Here is a 17,280-nt window from a genome sequence, read left to right on the forward strand (position 1 = left end):
TGACCGTCTGCCCTTTGGGGTAAAATGCGCGCCAACTTCAGAACCGAGCAGTCCATGAAAACTAGTTTTCTCGATTTCGAGCAATCCATCGCTGACCTCGAAGCCAAGATCGAACAGCTCCGCTTCGTCCAGGACGACAGTGCGGTCGATATCTCCGAGGAGATCGGGCGGCTGGAGAAAAAGAGCGCCCAGCTAACCAAGGATATCTACGCCAAGCTCACGCCCTGGCAGATTTCCCAGGTGGCCCGCCATCCGCAGCGGCCATATACGCTCGATTACGTCCAGCACATCTTTACCGACTTCGAAGAATTGCACGGTGATCGCGCCTTTGCCGACGACCATGCGATCGTCGGCGGCCTGGCCCGCTTCAACGGTCAGGCGGTGGTCGTCATCGGCCATCAGAAGGGCCGTGACACCAAGGAAAAGATCTATCGCAACTTCGGCATGCCGCGTCCGGAAGGCTATCGTAAGGCCCTGCGCCTGATGAAGCTGGCGGAAAAATTCGGCCTGCCGGTGATGACCTTCGTCGACACGCCCGGTGCCTATCCCGGCATCGGCGCCGAAGAGCGCGGCCAGTCCGAAGCCATCGGCCGCAACCTGTACGTGATGGCCGAACTGAAGGTGCCGGTGATCGTCACCATCATCGGTGAAGGCGGTTCCGGCGGTGCGCTGGCCATCGCCGTCGGCGACACCGTGCAGATGCTGCAGTATTCGACCTATTCGGTGATTTCGCCGGAAGGTTGTGCCTCGATTCTGTGGAAGAGTGCCGACCGTGCCCCCGACGCTGCCGAAACCATGGGGATCACGGCCCAGCGCCTGAAAACCCTGGGGCTGATCGACCGCATCGTCAACGAACCGGCCGGCGGCGCCCATCGCGACCATGTCGCCATGGCGGCCAGTCTCAAGAAGGCACTGCAGGAATCCCTCAAGCAGTTGTCGGCCCTGCCGGTCGACGAGTTGCTGGCCCAGCGCTACGAGCGTTTGATGAGCTATGGGCGGTTCAAGGAACAAGCCGTTTCCTGACCTGATCGCCCGGGTCGGCGACTTTGTTGCCGACCGCTGCGCCGGCGATGCGCCGATCTGCGTCGGCTTGTCCGGCGGCTGCGATTCGGTGCTGTTGCTCGCGCTCCTCGGTCGTCTGGGCTGGCCGGCGGGCATCTCCGCGATCCATGTGCACCACGGACTGTCGCCGCATGCCGATGCGTGGGCGCAATTCTGTCATGACTATTGCCGGCAACTGGCCGTTCCGCTGACGGTTGCCCGGGTTTCCGTCGACCGCAGCAGCGGTTGTGGCGTTGAAGCGGCAGCTCGCGAAGCCCGTTATGCGGCATTTGCCGCGCATCTGCCAACAACTTGCAACCTGTTGCTGGCCCAGCACCGCGGCGATCAGGCCGAGACCGTGCTGTTCAATCTGCTGCGCGGCAGCGGGGTTGCCGGCGCAGCCGGCATGCGCAACCAACGGGTCTGGCAGGGGCGGCGCATCCTGCGCCCCTTGCTAGGCGTGCCTCGGCTTGAGATCGAAGCCTGTGCCCGCGAGCTCGGTCTGGACTGGGTCGAGGACGAAAGCAATGCCGATACCGGGTTTTCGCGCAATTTCCTGCGCCATCGGGTGCTGCCCGAGATTGCCGGTCGTTTTCCCGGCGCCGAGGCCGCGCTGGCGCGGGCCGCCGACAATTTCCGCGAGGCGGCGGATCTGCTCGATGAACTGGCGGCGGCCGACTGGCAGGCGGTCGCGGTGGGCGATCAGGCCAGTCTGAGCGGTTTGCGTACCTTGTCGATGGCCCGTCTGAAAAACCTGCTGCGCTGGCGTCTGCAGGTGCTGGGCTGGCAAGTCCCGGTGGCCGACCGGCTGGCCGAGTTCGCCCGCCAACTGCTCAGTGCTGCGCCCGACCGGCATCCGGAACTGTCCCTGCCGGCGGGACGGATGCGCTTGTCCCGGGGGCGGCTGGCCTGGTTGCCGAAGGAATAACAATTGGTTACCGAGCGCCTTTCCCCTGTCGGAAGGCTTCAGTTACAATCACTGGATTAATTTCACGCATACAGGCCATGATTACCGGATCCCTTGTCGCCATCGTTACGCCCATGCACGAGGATGGCAGCCTCGATTTGAATTCCCTGCGCAATCTGGTCGACTTCCACATCAAGGAAGGCACCGATGCCATCGTTGTTGTCGGTACGACCGGTGAGTCGCCGACGGTCAATGTCGAGGAACACTGCGAATTGATCAAGCTCACCGTTGATCACGCTGCCGGCAGGATTCCGGTGATCGCCGGGACAGGCGCCAACTCGACGGCGGAAGCCATCGAACTGACCCGCTTTGCCAAGGAGGCCGGTGCCGACATGGCGTTGTCGGTCGTGCCCTACTACAACAAGCCGACCCAGGAAGGCCTGTACCGCCACTTCAAGGCGATTGCCGAGGCCGTCGAACTGCCGGTGCTGCTGTACAACGTGCCGGGGCGCACCGTTGCCGACATGAGCAACGACACCATCCTGCGCCTTGCCGAAGTGCCCGGCATTGTCGGCGTCAAGGACGCCACCGGCAACATGGATCGCGCCTACGACCTGATCCAGCGCGCGCCCAAGGGCTTCGCGCTGTACAGCGGCGACGACCCGACCTGCGTGCTGTCGATCATGATGGGTTTCCACGGCAATATTTCGGTGACCGCCAACGTTGCGCCGCGCCTGATGCATGAAATGTGCGTTGCGGCGGCGGCCGGAGATGTCGCCAAGGCCAAGGAGATTCATTTCCGTCTGCTCGGCCTGCACCGCGATCTGTTCTGCGAGGCCAACCCGATTCCGGTCAAGTGGGCGGTCAGCCGCATGGGCCTGATGCCGGCAGGTATCCGCCTGCCGCTGACCCCGTTGACCGAAGCCAATCAGGCACGCGTACTGGCCGCGATGCGCCAGGCTGGCATCAATGCCTGACGGAGTATGAAAAAGATGAATCGTCGGATTTCCGGTTTTACCCTGAGCATCATCGCCGTTGCTGTCGCCGGTTGCAGCATGCTACCCGAGTCACGCAAGATCGATTACAAATCTGCCGGCAAGGTGCCGACGCTTGAGGTGCCGCCAGACCTGTCGCAGATCAGCCGTGATGATCGCTATCTCGTGCCCGACGATGCCGGCCGTGGCTCTGCCACTTTCTCAGCCTATGCGGCCGAGCGTCAACCGGGGGCCCAGGTCGGGCAGGTTTTTGTCCTGCCAGAAGTGGACAAGGTGAGAGTTGAGCGTTCCGGCAGCCAGCGCTGGTTGGTTGCGGCCGTGCCTGCCGATGCCTTGTGGGACACGATCAAGGATTTCTGGCAGGAAACCGGCTTCATCGTCAATATCGAGCGTCCAGAAGCCGGCGTGATGGAAACCGACTGGGCGGAAAACCGGGCCAAGATTCCGTCGGATATCATCCGCAGTACTCTGGGGCGTCTGATCGAATCTTTTTATTCCTCGGGCGAGCGTGACAAGTTCCGTACCCGTCTTGAGCCTGGCAGCCAACCCGGAACGACTGAAATTTACATCAGCCACCGGGCGATGGAGGAGGTATATACCTCTTCGTCCAAAGATGAAACCCGCTGGCAACCACGTGCGCCGGATCCCGAACTTGAGGCGGAGATGCTGCGCCGTCTGATGGTCCGTCTCGGCGCCGATGGCAAGCGTGCGGAGGCTGCTCTGGCAACCCCCAAGGCCGAGCCGCGGGCGCGTCTCGCCGGGGCTGAGGATGGCGGCGGCAAGCTGGAAGTCTTCGACCGCTTCGACCGTGCCTGGCGTCGCGTCGGTCTGGCGCTGGATCGGGTCGGTTTCACCGTTGAAGATCGTGACCGTGCCGCTGGCCTCTATTTCGTCCGTTACGTTGATCCCGAGATCGACAATGCCAGCAAGAAACCGGATGGTGTGCTGTCGAAGCTGGCATTCTGGCGTGGGTCCGACAAGTCGGCGACGTCGCGCGAGCAGTATCGCGTGCACGTCAGCAACAGCGGTGGCAGCAGCTCCACGGTGCAGGTGCTGACCAGCGAGGGTGGTGTCGATCGCTCCGAGACGGCACGCCGGATTCTCGGTCTGCTGCAGCAGCAACTACAGTAAGTTCCAGCAGGACACCGGTGGCTTCGGCCATCGGTGTTTGGGCAGCGGAAATGAAAAACGGGGCCGAAGCCCCGTTTTTCATTGGTACTGGAAAAGAATTACTTCTTTTCTTCAGCAGCCGGGGCAGCAGCCGGAGCGGCAGCAGCGTCAGCCGGGGCAGCCGGGGCAGCGGCCGGAGCGGCGGCAGCATCAGCCGGAGCAGCAGCCGGAGCAGCAGCCGGAGCAGCAGCGTCAGCCGGAGCAGCAGCCGGAGCGGCCGGAGCAGCTTGTTCTTGAACCGGAGCCGGAGCGGCAACAACCGGCTCTTCCTTCTTACCGCAAGCGGTCAGGCCGAGGGCGATCAGAGCAGCAACGAGGAGGGACTTGTTCATGAGATTTCCTTATCGACAAGAAACAAAAATTCGAGATATATATCAGGTCGGCTTCAACCGATCCGCACAAAATTATAGCGCAAAAAAAATGTTGCGACGCAGCGCAATACGCGATTGTCACGCTAAAGATGGCATTTGAACAAAATTTCACGATTGCTGCAGTGCGCTGGGCGATCCCCGAGCATGGCGTCGGGAAAAGGTGGTTGATAGAATTCGCCTTTTAACGGGAGTGGGCATGCCGGTCGGCAAAGTCGAATCGCTGGATCACGAAGCGCGCGGCATCGTTCGCGAGGATGGCAAGGCTATCTTTGTCGATGGTGCGCTGCCGGGGGAAACCGTCGAATACGCCAGTTTCCGGCGCAAGCCCAAGTACGAGCTGGCTCATCTGGTGCGGGTGCTGAAGCCATCGGTCGCCCGTGTCGAACCGGCTTGCCCGCATTTCGGCATCTGCGGTGGCTGTGCCATGCAGCACATGGAGCCGTCGGCGCAGATCGCCGCCAAGCAGCGTGTGCTGGAGGATAGCCTGTGGCATATCGGTCGCGTTCGTGCCGAAACCATCCTGCCGCCGATCCACGGTGCGCCCTGGGGCTACCGTCACCGGGCGCGCTTGGGCGTGCGCAAGGTCGATTCGCGCGGTGGCATGCTGATCGGCTTCCATGAGTGGCGCAGTAGCTATATCGCTGACATTCGCAGCTGCCTGGTGCTGCCTCCTCACGTTTCCGACTTGCTGATGCCCTTGCGTGAGCTGATCGGTGGTCTGAGCGTTGCCGATCGTCTGCCGCAGATCGAAGTGGCCGTCGGCGAGCACTGTACGACGCTGGTCTTCCGTATCCTTCAGCCGCTGATCGGGGGCGACGAGAAGTCGGTTCGGGCATTTGCCGATCGTCACGACGTGGTGATCTACCTCCAGCCGGCCGGTCCGGACAGTGCCCGGCGCTTCCATCCATTACCGGGGCCGCGCCTGTCCTACACGCTGCCCGAGTTCGATCTCGAACTGGATTTCCGGCCGACCGATTTCACCCAGGTCAACCATGCGGTGAATCGCGTCATGGTCCGCCGCGCGTTACGCCTGCTCGATCCGCAACCGGGTGAGCGGATCGCCGACATGTTCTGCGGCCTGGGTAACTTCACCCTGCCGATTGCGCGCAGCGGTGCCTCGGTCGTCGGTATCGAAGGCAGCCCGGCATTGGTTGCCCGCGGGCGCGAGGCGGCGCTGGCGAACGGTCTTGGCAAGTGGGTCGAGTTCGGCGTCGCCAATCTGTTCGAGTGCACCGAGCAGTCGCTGGCCAAACTCGGTCGCTTCGACAAGATGCTGATCGACCCGCCGCGCGAAGGCGCGCTTGAATTGTGCAAGGCGCTCGGCGACGATGCGCCGGGTCGCCTGGTTTATGTTTCCTGCAACCCGGCCACGCTGGCCCGTGACGCCGGCGTACTGGTTTCGCTCAAGGGCTACCGACTGGCCGCAGCGGGTATCGTCAACATGTTCCCGCACACCGCTCACGTCGAATCGATTGCACTTTTCGAGCGGGCATGAAAAAGGGCGGCCTCGGCCGCCCTTGTTTATACGCGGTGCAGCTTATTCGCGTTCGCCGGTCAGCGCCATGATCAGTTGCAGCAGGCCGACGAAGACGTTGTAAACGTTCAGGTAAACCGCCAGAGTGGCGCTGACGTAATTGGTTTCGCCACCCTGAACGATGCGGCTGATGTCGTACAGGATGTAGGCCGAGAAGATGCCGACGACAGCCGCCGAGATCGCCAGCGACAGCGCCGGGATCTGGAAGAAGATGTTGGCGACGATGGCCAGCAGAACCAGAATGACGCCAGCAAACAGGAACTTGCCCATGCCGGTGAAATCCCGCTTGCTGGTGGCGGCGATCGAGGACAGGGTGAAGAAGATGGCACCGGTGCCACCGGCGGCCAGCGCGATCATCGAACCGCCATTGGAGAAGCCCAGGGCGAATTGCAGGATGCGCGACAGCATCAGGCCCATGAAGAAGGTGAAGCCGAGCAGCAGCGCGACGCCGAGGCCGGAATCCTTGTTCTTCTCGATGCCCCACATGAAGCCGAAGGCAATGGCCATGAACAGCACGAAGGAAATCAGCGGGCTGCCGGCGAAAAAGGAAAAGCCCATCTGGATGCCGACCAGGGCGCCGAGGACGGTGGGTACCATCGACAGGCCGAGCAGCATGTAGGTATTGCGCAGGACACGGTTCTGCGGGGCGGCGAAACTGCCGGCACCTTGACGGGCGATCTCGAAATTGGTGGTCATGGTTGCTAGCCTCACATCAGTCTGGTTTCAACGAAGGCTAAGACTAGCGGAGAGGCGCACAAGTTTCAAACCCTGATTGCCGGTGAGGTGCCGCGAATCCCTGTGATATCATGCGCGCCTTCTGCGGGTCTGTGGCAGAGCGGTTGAATGCACCGGTCTTGAAAACCGGCGTGGGGAAACCCATCGTGAGTTCGAATCTCACCGGACCCGCCATATCTTATTGAAATAAAACAATTTTATTTCGTGCTGCTGGTGGCTTGGCCTAGAGCTTGCCCAAGCAGGCTGGTCTTGAGACCCTGTCTGCCAAAATTGTCTACTACGGTATTTTGGAAGTCATGCTTCCGCTTTTTCTGGCGGAAATCAGGGGTCAGGCCATGCTCGCCAGTGCGCTCATCAGGTCCGAGTTGTCGTTACCGCCAGCCGCCGTGCCGGCGTCGATCAGTCCGTTCTGTGATTCGACGTAGGCTGTATAGCCATGATTCCGCAGGGTTTCTGCCCATTCTTCCGCCAGTTTCCGGGTGGCGTGCCAAGGCCCCCGTTCGATGACGGGCCGGGTGCTGCCATTGCGGTATTGGGTGACGACGCGGTACACGGTTGCTGCCTCGGGAGTGTGTCCGATTATGCTGCCGTAGCCGGGTCGGGATCAAGCCTCATGCAGCGGTCCGGCCCTTTTGCCAGAGCACGTCGCCACGGCCGCCGCTGCGGTTGAGGCTGCGGCCGAGGACAAACAGCAGGTCGGAGAGGCGGTTGATGTAGCGGCGTGCCGGTTCGGACAGGGCTTCCGCGTGGTGCAGGGCGACCATGGCCCGTTCGGCCCGGCGGCAGATGGTGCGGCACAGGTGGGCGAGGGCGGCCGGGCGGGTACCACCCGGCAGGATGAATTCCTTGAGCATCGGCAGGTCGCTGTTGAAATCCTCGACAATGGCTTCGAGGCGGGCAACTTGCGACTGTTTCATGACCTCCATGCCGGGCAGACACAATTCGCCGCCAAGGTCGAACAGATCGTGCTGGATGTCGTGCAGCACGCTGCGGACCGGGTCCGGCAGTTCCTCGCAGAGCAGCAGGCCGAGTGCGGAATTGAGTTCATCGACATCGCCGATGGCGGCAATGCGCAGACTGTCCTTGGTCGTCCGGCTGCCGTCGCCGAGTCCGGTGGTGCCGGCGTCGCCGGTACGGGTCACGATTTTGGACAGGCGGTTGCCCTTGCGTTCCGATTCGCTGTTTTGCTGCTTTTCTTCGCTCACGCGCTTCTCCTTGGTATTGCCGGAATTATACTTTCCGGCCCACGCACTGACTGTCGTCACCATGCCAAAGTTCGCCGCCAACCTGAGTTTTTTGTTTGCCGATGCGCCTTTTTCCGAGCGCTTTTCCCGCGCGGCCGCCGCCGGGTTTGCCGGGGTCGAATACCTGTTTCCCTACGACTGGGCGGCTGGCGAGGTGGCCGCCTGGCTCGCTGCAGCCGAGGTCGAGCAGGTCCTGTTCAATCTGCCGCCGGGCGATTGGGCAAAGGGCGAGCGGGGGCTGGCCTGCTTGCCGGAACGGCGCGCGGAGTTTGTTGATGGCGTCGAACTGGCGCTTGATTACGCGATGGCGTTCGATTGCCGGCAGGTTCATTGCATGGCCGGGCTGAGGCCGTCAGGGCTGGCCGAATCGGTGCTGGAGAGCACTTACGTCGCCAATCTGCGGCATGCCGCCGGGCGTTTCGTGAGCATCGGTGCGAACGTGCTGATCGAGCCGATCAACAGCCGCATCGACATGCCGGGGTACTGGCTCGACGACATCGGCCAGGCCTTGCGCCTGCTCGACCGGATCGGTTGCGACAATGTCCGCCTGCAACTCGACCTGTATCACGCCCAGATCATCCAGGGCGACCTGGCTCGCACCATCGAAAGCAATTTCGACCGGATCGGCCACATCCAGATCGCCGACAATCCGGGGCGGCATGAGCCGGGCACCGGCGAAATCCATTACCCCTACCTGTTCGCTTTGCTCGACCGGCTCGGCTACGCGGGCTGGGTCGGCTGCGAATACAAGCCGCTGGCTGCGACCGAGGCCGGGCTGGGCTGGCGTGAGCGGCTGGCCGGCGGCTAGAGTACGCGGTTGCGGCCGCTGTTCTTGGCGGCGTAAAGCTTGCCGTCGCAGGCGACGATGACGTCATGGACGAGCCGGCTATCGACGACCTCGTAGGTGCCGGGGGCGATCTCGGTGACGCCGAAACTGGCGGTCAGGGTCAATGGTGGCTCGTAGGGCAGCGGTGTTCCGGCAATGCGCTGGCGCAGCTTTTCAGCGATGATGTGGGCCTGGGCCAGCGAGGTCGACGGCGCGACCAGCATGAATTCCTCTCCGCCGTAGCGGAAGATCAGGTCGGACTGGCGCAGGCTGTCGCGGACGATGCCGGCGATGTGCTCGAGGGCCAGGTCGCCGGTCTGGTGCCCATGGTCGTCGTTGAGCCGCTTGAAATGATCGAGGTCGAACATGATGATGGAAAACGGCGATTCGGTCGCCTTGGCGATTTCCATCTGGTTGACCAGCACCCGGTCGAGGAAGCGGCGGCTGAGGAAACCGGTCAACGGATCCTTGCTGTAGACGCTCATGATGACGATGCTGTTGAGCAGCGAGATTTCGTGTCCGAGCTCCAGCGAGTAGCTTTCGGCCTTCTTGAGCAGGGCATAAACGGGGCCGCTGGCACGTGGGTGGTTCATGATGCTGCCGACCTCGGTGACCACGTGGTGCATCGCCGCATGCAGGTCGCGGATCTGGGCAATGTGGCTGCGATCGCGGATCAGGCGGGCGCCGTCGTTTTCCAGCCAGCGGCCGAATTCGCAGCGGGTCGGGTCGAGTTCCGGCATGCCTGGCGGTTCGCGTTGGCTCACGGCTTCGACCAGTCGGGCCATCCATTCGAGATGGGCTTCGAAATAGGCGAGCAGGTTCTTGTCGCTGAGCGCACGAATATGGCTCAGTCGCAGGTGGTTCCGGGTGCCCAAGCGGTTCAGGAAGACCTCCAGGTAGGCGGCAGCGAAGCTCTCTTCCATTTCGCCGAACAACTGCATGACGTGGCGCGCAGTCTCGATGGCGCCTTCGTCCAGTGTCTGGCCCAGGATCAGGTTGCGCAGCACGCCGAACTGGTGGGCGAAAAGCATGAACGGGGTATCGGTGGCGGCGAGTTGGCGGATCATCGCCAGGCAGTGGCTTTCATCGCCGGTGCGCAGGGTGCCGTGCAGGCAATCCTTGATGTGTGGCCAGGCAATGTTGGTGCTTTCGATGGCGAACACCTCGTCCGGCGGATCGGTGTCGATGCGACGGTCCAGTCCCAGCAGCAGTCGTTCAAGCAAATACCGGTTGTCCGGCGATTTCCAGTCGGTCATGTGCTCTCCTGTGTTTTATTGTTTTTTCTTGATTGTACGGAGATGCTCCTATTACTTTCGTAAAGTTTTGCGTTGACCTAATGGCTTTCCCGAGTGCTGCATTGGGCTCGTGCGGTTTAAAATGCGCTCCATGAATCCCTCCGCCGCCGGTTTGCAGACCGATCGAGCCCTCCTGGTTCGTCGCCTGAAGAACATCCTGCCCGCCCATTGCCTGCTGGTCGAGGATGAGGATCTTCGTCCCTATGAATGCGATGGGCTCACTGCCTACCGGCAGATGCCGCTGGCCGTGTGCCTGCCGGAGAACGAAGGACAGGTGGTCGATCTGCTGCGCACCTGCCACCAGCTCGGTGTGCCGGTGGTTGCCCGCGGTGCCGGTACCGGCCTGTCCGGCGGCGCGATGCCGCACGCCGAAGGCGTCGTGCTGTCGTTGGCGCGTTTCAACCGCATCCTCAAGGTCGACCGTGACAGCCGGACCGCCGTCGTCCAGCCCGGCGTGCGCAACCTGGCGGTGTCGGAAGCGGCGGCGCCGTTCGGTCTCTACTACGCGCCCGACCCCTCGTCGCAGATCGCCTGCACGCTCGGCGGCAACGTCGCCGAGAACTCGGGCGGCGTGCATTGCCTGAAATACGGGCTGACCGTGCATAACGTGCTGCGCATCCGCATGGTCAGCATCGAGGGCGAAATTTTCGAGATCGGCTCGGGCGCCCCGGATGCACCCGGTTACGATCTGCTTGCCCTGTTCATCGGCTCCGAGGGCCTGCTCGGCGTGGTCACCGAAGTGACGGTCAGGCTGGTGCCCAAGCCGGAGCTGGCGCAGGTGGTAATGGCTTCCTTCGACGATGTCGCCAAGGCCGGCGACGCGGTTGCCGCGATCATCGCCGCCGGCATCATCCCGGCCGGGCTGGAAATGATGGACAAGCCGGCGACCGCCGCCGTCGAGCCCTTCGTCAAGGCCGGCTACGACCTCGACGCCGCGGCCATCCTGTTGTGTGAGTCCGACGGCACGCCGGAAGAAGTCGCCGAAGAAATTGCCCGTGTGCGCGCGGTGCTGACCGGCTGCGGCGCCCGCGATCTGCGCGTCTCGCAGTCGGAAGTCGAGCGCCTGCGCTTCTGGGCCGGGCGCAAGGCGGCGTTTCCGGCAGTCGGCCGGATCACGCCGGATTATTACTGCATGGACGGCACGATTCCGCGGAAGCGCCTGGCCGAGATGCTGGCGGCCATCGCCGCCATGGAAACGAAGTACGGCCTGCGCTGCGCCAACGTCTTCCATGCCGGCGACGGCAACCTGCATCCGCTGATCATGTACGACATGTCCAAGCCCGGCGACTGGGAGAAGGCCGAGGCCTTCGGCGCCGAAATCCTGGAACTGTCGGTGGCGCTCGGCGGTTCGATCACCGGCGAGCACGGCGTCGGCATCGAGAAGATCAACCAGATGTGCGTGCAGTACGCGACGCCCGAGTTGGAAACCTTCCACGCGGTCAAGGCGGCGTTCGACGACAAGCGCCTGCTCAACCCGGAAAAGGCGATCCCCAGCCTGCACCGCTGCGCCGAATACGGGCGCATGCACGTGCATCGCGGCGAACTGAAATTCCCCGACCTGGAGCGCTTCTGATGACGCTGGACGAAATCGTCGCCGCTGTCCGCGCCGCCCACGCCGGGCACACGCCGCTGCGCCTGCGCGGCGCCGGCAGCAAGGATTTCTACGGCGGCCTGCTGGCCGGCGAGGTGCTCGACCTGTCCGGCCATCGCGGCATCGTCGATTACGAGCCGACCGAGCTTTACGTCACCGCGAAATGCGGCACGCCGCTGACCGAGATCGAGGCGGCGCTGGCCGAACATGGCCAGATGCTGGCCTGCGAGCCGCCGCGTTTCGCCGGGGCGACGCTCGGCGGCTGCATTGCCGCCGGCTTGTCCGGCCCGCGCCGCATGCAGGTGGGTGCAGTGCGCGACTTCGTGCTCGGCGTGAAATTGGTCGACGGGCGCGGTCAGGTGCTCAATTTTGGCGGCCAGGTGATGAAGAACGTCGCCGGCTACGACGTCTCGCGGCTGATCGCCGGCAGCCTGGGGACGCTCGGCGTGATCGCCGAGGCGACGCTGAAGGTGCTGCCGAAGCCGGTTGCCGAGACGACGCTGGAATTCGCCTGCGCCGCCGACGAGGCGGTGCGCCGGCTGAACGACTGGGGCGCGCAACCGCTGCCGGTGTCGGCCTCGTTCTGGCACGAGGGGCGGCTGTGGCTGCGCCTGTCCGGCGCGGCGGCGGCGGTCGACGCGGCGGCGCGCAAGCTGGGCGGCAAGGCCTTGGCGGATGCCGGGTGTATCTGGGAAGACATCCGCGAACAGCGCCACGCCGCTTTCGTGGCGCCGGTGCTGTGGCGGGTCGCCCTGCCATCCACCGCGCCGACCCTGGCGGTCGACGGCCTGCAGGCAATTGAATGGGGCGGTGCCTTGCGCTGGTACGCCGGTGAGATCGACGCGGCGGCGATCCGTGCTGCCGCCAGTGCGGCCGGCGGCCACGCGACGCTGTACCGGGCACCGGAATCGCTGCGCTGCCGTGTCGATCCGTTCACGCCACTGCCACCGGCACTGCTCGCGCTGCACCGGCGTCTGAAAAAGGTCTTCGACCCGGCCGGCATCCTTAACCCCGGCCGACTTTACGCGGAGTTCTGATGGACTGCCGGATCGCCGACGAATACCGCGACACGCACGCCGGCCAGGTGGCCGGCGAGATTCTGCGCAAGTGCGTGCACTGTGGTTTCTGCACCGCCACCTGCCCAACCTACCAGTTGCTCGGCGACGAGCTCGACGGGCCGCGCGGTCGCATCTACCTGATCAAGCAGCTCCTCGAAGGTCAGCCAGTCAGCGAAAAGACCCGGCTTCACCTCGACCGCTGCCTGACTTGCCGCTCCTGCGAGTCGACCTGCCCGTCCGGTGTCGACTACGGTCATCTGCTAGACATCGGTCGCCAACTCGTCGAGGACAAGCTGCAGCGGCCGGTCCGTGAGGCACTGCCGCGCGCGCTGCTGAAAACCGTGCTGCCCGAGCCGGCCCTGTTCGGCGCTGCCGTGGCGCTCGGCCGTGTATTCAAGCCGCTGCTGCCGTCGGCGCTTGCCGACAAGCTGCCACCGGCGCCGGTCGAGGCCAAACCGTGGCCGGCGAATGGCCAGCATGGCCGGCGTATGCTGGCGCTAGCCGGTTGTGTCCAGCCGGTGCTGGCACCGAACATCAACGCGGCGACCGCCCGCGTGCTCGGACGGCTCGGTATCGAATTGTTCGAAGAGAAGAAGGCCGGTTGCTGCGGCGCCGTGCGCCACCACCTCAACGACCAATCCGCCGCCAAGGCAGATGTCCGGCGCAATATCGACGCCTGGTGGCCGCATGTCGAAGCCGGGGTCGAGGCCATCGTTGTCACCGCCTCCGGCTGCGGCGTCCAGGTGCGCGACTACGGCCATTTGCTCGCCGATGATCCGGCTTACGCGGAAAAAGCCGCGACGATCAGCGCGCTGTGCCGCGACCCCTCCGAAGTGGTGGCCGGCGAGGCCGCACGACTTGCCGATCTGCTGGTGCCGGCCGAGCGCGGCAAGCTGGCCTTCCATTCTCCGTGTACACTTCAGCATGGGTTGAAAATCAGGGGCGTGGTCGAGGGCTTGCTGAGGTCTGCCGGCTATTGCCTGACATCGGTCGCCGACGGCCACCTGTGCTGCGGCTCGGCCGGTACCTATTCGGTCCTGCAGCCGGAAATCGCCGGCCAACTGCGTGACAACAAATTGACTGCGCTCAATGCGGGCGCACCGGCCGTGATCGCGACCGCGAATATCGGCTGTCTGACACACCTGCAGGCCGGGGCATCGCTGCCCGTGCGGCACTGGATCGAATTGATGGATGAGGCAATCGGATGAGCAAGCAACCGACAATCAGGGAAATCAGCGCCGGGCTCGGCGAGCAGGATGCCGCCAGGGTCAAGCGCGTGCTTGACGGCGGGATCCGCATTCCGGCGCAGCCCCGCGTCCTCAACGAGTTGCGCAAACTGATCGCGCGCCAGGAGCTCGACGTTCGCCCGCTGGCCAGGACCATCAACCAGGATCCGGGGCTGACGGCGATGCTGTTCAAGGTGGTCGGCAATGCCGCTTACCGCAAGCATCAGCCCTTCGACTCGGTCGAGCAGATACTGCATGCGGTCGGTGTCGAGCAAACCTGTAACCTGATTCAGGCGATTGCCCTGCGTAACGTCGGCATGGCTTCCGACAAGCGTGTCTATGAGGCTTTCTGGGCGCGTTCGCAGGCCGTGGGCGAGCTGGCGATGCTGATCGCCGACGAGCGCGTGGCGGTTTGCAACCTGTTTCCCGATCAGGCCTATCTGGCCGGCATTTTCCACGCTTGCGGCGTGCCGCTGCTGCTGCAGCGCTTTCCCAGTTATTGCCGGGAGCTGCGGCTGGGTACACCGGGGCACTGGACCAACTGGCAGGAAGAGGATCGCAAGTTCAATACCGATCACGCTGTGGTCGGCTACCTGATCGCTCGCCACTGGTGCCTGCCGGACTTTATCTGCAACGCCATCCGTTACCAGCATTCGATGCTGGAACTGGGCGATCACGAAGCGCGCAGCATGGTCGCCATCCTGCAACTGGCGATTGAACTTCATGCCCGCGATCAGCGTGTTCCCAATTCCGACTGGGATCTGGCCAAGCCCCAGGTTCTGCCAGAGCTTGGCTTGAGTGAGGATGCGCTGCCCGAGTTCGTCGATGTCGTCCTGGAGCGCTATGGTGCGACGGCCGCCGTATGACTTTCATGCTAATCTTCGCGGCTTGGAGGAGGATTGATGCCTATCGCCGTTGACGCATGCGCAGCCCAGCACCAGGGGGATCGCAAGGAGCAGCAGGATCGTGTTGCCATCCTGCCGCATGCGCGCAGCAAAGGTGTGGCCCTGGCGGTCGTGGCTGACGGCATGGGCGGTCACACCGGTGGGGCATTGGCCGCCGAGCAGGTGATTCACACCACCAAGAACAATCTTGACCATTTCGCGCCGGCCGAGGAAAGTGCCCGCTGGCTGCTGGAAAACAGCATGCGCGAAGCGCACACGATGATCAAGGCCTCCCGCTTCATGAATGAAAAGGATCCGCACAGCACGGCGGTAATGATGCTGTTGCAGCCGGGGCGGGTGACCTGGGGACATTGCGGCGACAGTCGTCTTTATCGCTTCCGCGATGGCCAGTTGCTCGGTCGTACCGTGGACCACTCCTTTGTCGAGCATCTGGTGGCCATCGGCAAGATCACGCCGGAGCAGGCGGAAACCCATCCCAACCGCAACGTGTTGATGACTTCACTGGGCGGCCAGGACGAACCGCGCTTCGACTTTGGCGATACCGATGACCTGCGCCCTGGCGACAGTTTCATGCTGTGTTCGGATGGTATCTGGGCCTACTTCGACGAAGCCGAAATGGGCGCCCTGCTCAAGCAGAATTCGGCGCGCAAGGCCTGCGAGAAGATCATCGAACTGGCGCGCCAGCGAGCGGCCGGTAGCGGTGACAATCTCTCGCTGGCCGTCATCCGCCTGCTGGAGATCGAGGTGCCAAAAAATCGGCCGCCAGCCGGCTTCGTGCCGCGTACGTCGAGTTAACGCAAAAGCGGCCCGCAGGCCGCTTTTTTCATTCCGGGGAGGCTCAGCCTTTTCGGCCGAGGCCGCCGAGCAGCGCCGCCACCACCCGTTTCGGCTTGTGCGGATCAGCCTTGGCCGGGGCCGTGGGCGAATCTGGCACTTCACCGTGGGGTTGGGGTGTGGATTCATAGGGCTTGCTGAAGTCGAAGCCGTCGGCGGCGATCATCGGGTTGCGCCGGGGGCGTTCCGGACGGTCCCGGCGTTCGCTACGCTCGCTGCGTTCCGGCCGGGTGGCTAGCGGTGCCTTGGGCGGCGGCGTACGCTTCTTCTTGTTTCCCGGCGGGTATTCGTATTCCGGTTCCGGTTCGAAACCGGCCACTTCAACCTGTTCGATCGGGCGCTTGATCAGCTTCTCGATATCCATCAGGTACACGACTTCGTGTGCGCTGACCAGCGAGATGGCGTTGCCCGTCTTGCCGGCACGACCGGTCCGGCCGATGCGGTGTACGTAGTCTTCCGGAGTATGCGGCAGTTCGTAATTGATCACGTAGGGCAGGTCGTCCACGTCGAGGCCGCGGGCGGCGACATCGGTGGCGATCAGGGCATGCGTGTCGCCAGCCTTGAAAGCGTCGAGCGCCTTGATCCGGTCGAGCTGGCTCTTGTCGCCGTGAATGGCGTCAGCCTTGATGCCGGCGCGCTGCAGTTCACGGGTCAGGCGCGAGCAGCCCTGCTTGGTGCGCATGAAGACGATGCACTGGCGAATCTCACCGGACTTGAGCAGCTTGGTCAGCAGGCCGCGTTTGCCATATTCGGAGACCGGATGCACGCGGTGAGTGATGGTGTCGGAAACCTGATTGCGGCGGGCGACTTCGACCAGCACTGGCGACTGCAGCATGGTGTCGGCGAGTTTCTTGATCTCTTCCGAGAAGGTCGCCGAGAACAGCAGGCTCTGACGTTGCGCCGGCAGCATGTTCAGGATGCGGGTGACGTCCGGGATGAAACCCATGTCGAGCATGCGGTCGGCTTCGTCGAGGACCAGCGCCTGTACCGAGTTGAAGCTGACGCTCTTCGATTCGACGTGGTCGAGCAGTCGGCCCGGCGTGGCGACGAGGACTTCGACGCCTTTTTTCAGTTCGGCGATTTGCGGCTTGATATCGACGCCGCCGAAGGCGCACATGGCGCGGATCGGTGTGTGCTTGCTGTAAGCCTTGACCGATTCGAACACCTGCAGTGCCAGTTCACGCGTCGGTGCCAGGATCAGCGCACGTACCGGATGTTTGGCCGGCGACGGGCTGCTGCTGGCAAATGGCAGGATGCGCTGGAGGATGGGCAGCGTGAACGCGGCGGTCTTGCCGGTGCCGGTCTGGGCGCCGCCCATGATGTCCTTGCCGCTGACGACGAGCGGGATGGCCTTGGCCTGGATCGGCGTCGGCTTGCTGTAGCCCATGTCGTTGAGGGCGCGCAGCAACTCGGGCGCGAGGCCGAGGTCGGCGAAGGTGATTTCTGGGACTGCTTCCGCAGGCGGGGGGCTGACCGTGTTGTCAGCTAACGTATTGATTTCAGACATGGGCCGGAATTATACCCGCGAAGGCGCCTGCATATCGGGCG

17 protein-coding genes and 1 tRNA gene are annotated in these 17,280 nt (G+C 63.5%); 12 read left to right on the top strand and 6 right to left on the bottom strand.

All coding sequences use genetic code 11. The features are described from left to right. Positions 1-54 precede the first annotated feature (54 nt). The 4 genes from AADV58_RS05935 to bamC all read left to right on the top strand — a co-directional run bounded on the left by AADV58_RS05935 (position 55) and on the right by bamC (position 4,074). The gene (locus AADV58_RS05935) at positions 55-1,023 is read left to right on the top strand and encodes an acetyl-CoA carboxylase carboxyltransferase subunit alpha (RefSeq protein WP_281982094.1); all 969 of its coding nucleotides are present in this window, start codon (positions 55-57) and stop codon (positions 1,021-1,023) included. After that, on the top strand, positions 992-1,969 hold the full coding sequence (gene tilS, locus AADV58_RS05940) for a tRNA lysidine(34) synthetase TilS (protein ID WP_341744308.1): 978 nt from the start codon (positions 992-994) through the stop codon (positions 1,967-1,969). Before AADV58_RS05935 ends, tilS begins: the two co-directional genes overlap by 32 nt. 77 nt (positions 1,970-2,046) lie before the next feature. Continuing rightward, entirely contained in the window at positions 2,047-2,925 is an 879-nt protein-coding gene (dapA, locus tag AADV58_RS05945) for a 4-hydroxy-tetrahydrodipicolinate synthase (protein ID WP_341744309.1), read from the top strand. Positions 2,926-2,940: 15 nt separating this feature from the next. Continuing rightward, entirely contained in the window at positions 2,941-4,074 is a 1,134-nt protein-coding gene (bamC, locus tag AADV58_RS05950) for an outer membrane protein assembly factor BamC (RefSeq protein WP_028996231.1), read from the top strand. A 98-nt stretch (positions 4,075-4,172) separates the two neighbouring features. On the opposite strand, the gene AADV58_RS05955 is transcribed toward bamC, so the two are convergent. After that, positions 4,173-4,445 (bottom strand): hypothetical protein, encoded by a 273-nt coding sequence (locus AADV58_RS05955; protein WP_341744310.1) that lies wholly within the window; start codon positions 4,443-4,445, stop codon positions 4,173-4,175. Between the two features lie 235 nt (positions 4,446-4,680). Here AADV58_RS05955 and rlmD point away from each other — a divergent pair, with 235 nt between their 5' ends. After that, positions 4,681-5,979, top strand: coding sequence for a 23S rRNA (uracil(1939)-C(5))-methyltransferase RlmD (rlmD, locus tag AADV58_RS05960; RefSeq protein WP_028996229.1), 1,299 nt, complete (start codon positions 4,681-4,683; stop codon positions 5,977-5,979). A gap of 42 nt (positions 5,980-6,021) precedes the next feature. Here the strand turns inward: rlmD and AADV58_RS05965 are convergent, their stop codons facing one another. Further along, a complete protein-coding gene (locus AADV58_RS05965; RefSeq protein WP_028996228.1) occupies positions 6,022-6,714 on the bottom strand; it encodes a Bax inhibitor-1/YccA family protein in 693 nt (230 codons plus the stop codon). 125 nt (positions 6,715-6,839) lie between these two features. Here AADV58_RS05965 and AADV58_RS05970 point away from each other — a divergent pair. Next, positions 6,840-6,927, top strand: a tRNA-Ser gene (locus AADV58_RS05970). A 154-nt stretch (positions 6,928-7,081) separates the two neighbouring features. Here the strand turns inward: AADV58_RS05970 and AADV58_RS05975 are convergent. Both AADV58_RS05975 and AADV58_RS05980 read right to left on the bottom strand, forming a co-directional pair. Then, on the bottom strand, positions 7,082-7,306 hold the full coding sequence (locus tag AADV58_RS05975) for a hypothetical protein (protein ID WP_028996227.1): 225 nt from the start codon (positions 7,304-7,306) through the stop codon (positions 7,082-7,084). Positions 7,307-7,364: 58 nt separating this feature from the next. Next, complete coding sequence (locus AADV58_RS05980) at positions 7,365-7,958, bottom strand: cob(I)yrinic acid a,c-diamide adenosyltransferase (protein WP_051295559.1); 594 nt, start codon at positions 7,956-7,958, stop codon at positions 7,365-7,367. A gap of 61 nt (positions 7,959-8,019) precedes the next feature. On the opposite strand from AADV58_RS05980, the gene hyi reads away from it, so the two are divergent. Next, complete coding sequence (gene hyi / locus AADV58_RS05985; protein WP_341744311.1) at positions 8,020-8,805, top strand: hydroxypyruvate isomerase; 786 nt, start codon at positions 8,020-8,022, stop codon at positions 8,803-8,805. On the opposite strand, the gene AADV58_RS05990 is transcribed toward hyi, so the two are convergent. Then, complete coding sequence (locus AADV58_RS05990; protein ID WP_341744312.1) at positions 8,802-10,079, bottom strand: sensor domain-containing diguanylate cyclase; 1,278 nt, start codon at positions 10,077-10,079, stop codon at positions 8,802-8,804. The genes hyi and AADV58_RS05990 overlap by 4 nt on opposite strands. 130 nt (positions 10,080-10,209) lie before the next feature. Between AADV58_RS05990 and AADV58_RS05995 the strand changes: the two genes are divergently transcribed. From AADV58_RS05995 to AADV58_RS06015, 5 genes are read left to right on the top strand one after another with little or no spacing between them, the layout of a single operon-like run. Beyond that, entirely contained in the window at positions 10,210-11,691 is a 1,482-nt protein-coding gene (locus AADV58_RS05995) for an FAD-linked oxidase C-terminal domain-containing protein (protein ID WP_341744313.1), read from the top strand. Further along, the gene (glcE, locus tag AADV58_RS06000) at positions 11,691-12,746 is read left to right on the top strand and encodes a glycolate oxidase subunit GlcE (RefSeq protein WP_341744314.1); all 1,056 of its coding nucleotides are present in this window, start codon (positions 11,691-11,693) and stop codon (positions 12,744-12,746) included. Before AADV58_RS05995 ends, glcE begins: the two co-directional genes overlap by 1 nt. After that, positions 12,746-13,975 carry a glycolate oxidase subunit GlcF gene (gene glcF / locus AADV58_RS06005; protein ID WP_028996221.1) on the top strand — a complete coding sequence of 410 codons (1,230 nt, stop codon included), beginning with the start codon at positions 12,746-12,748 and terminating at the stop codon, positions 13,973-13,975. Before glcE ends, glcF begins: the two co-directional genes overlap by 1 nt. After that, entirely contained in the window at positions 13,972-14,859 is an 888-nt protein-coding gene (locus AADV58_RS06010; protein WP_341744315.1) for an HDOD domain-containing protein, read from the top strand. The genes glcF and AADV58_RS06010 overlap by 4 nt, the downstream gene beginning before the upstream one ends. A 36-nt stretch (positions 14,860-14,895) precedes the next feature. Then, entirely contained in the window at positions 14,896-15,693 is a 798-nt protein-coding gene (locus AADV58_RS06015) for a PP2C family protein-serine/threonine phosphatase (protein WP_341744316.1), read from the top strand. Between the two features lie 43 nt (positions 15,694-15,736). On the opposite strand, the gene AADV58_RS06020 is transcribed toward AADV58_RS06015, so the two are convergent. Continuing rightward, positions 15,737-17,173, bottom strand: coding sequence for a DEAD/DEAH box helicase (locus tag AADV58_RS06020; RefSeq protein WP_341744534.1), 1,437 nt, complete (start codon positions 17,171-17,173; stop codon positions 15,737-15,739). Positions 17,174-17,280 lie beyond the last annotated feature (107 nt).

Origin of the sequence: Azonexus hydrophilus (genome assembly GCF_038368255.1) — a bacterium.
GTDB classification, from domain to species: Bacteria; Pseudomonadota; Gammaproteobacteria; order Burkholderiales; family Rhodocyclaceae; genus Azonexus; species Azonexus hydrophilus.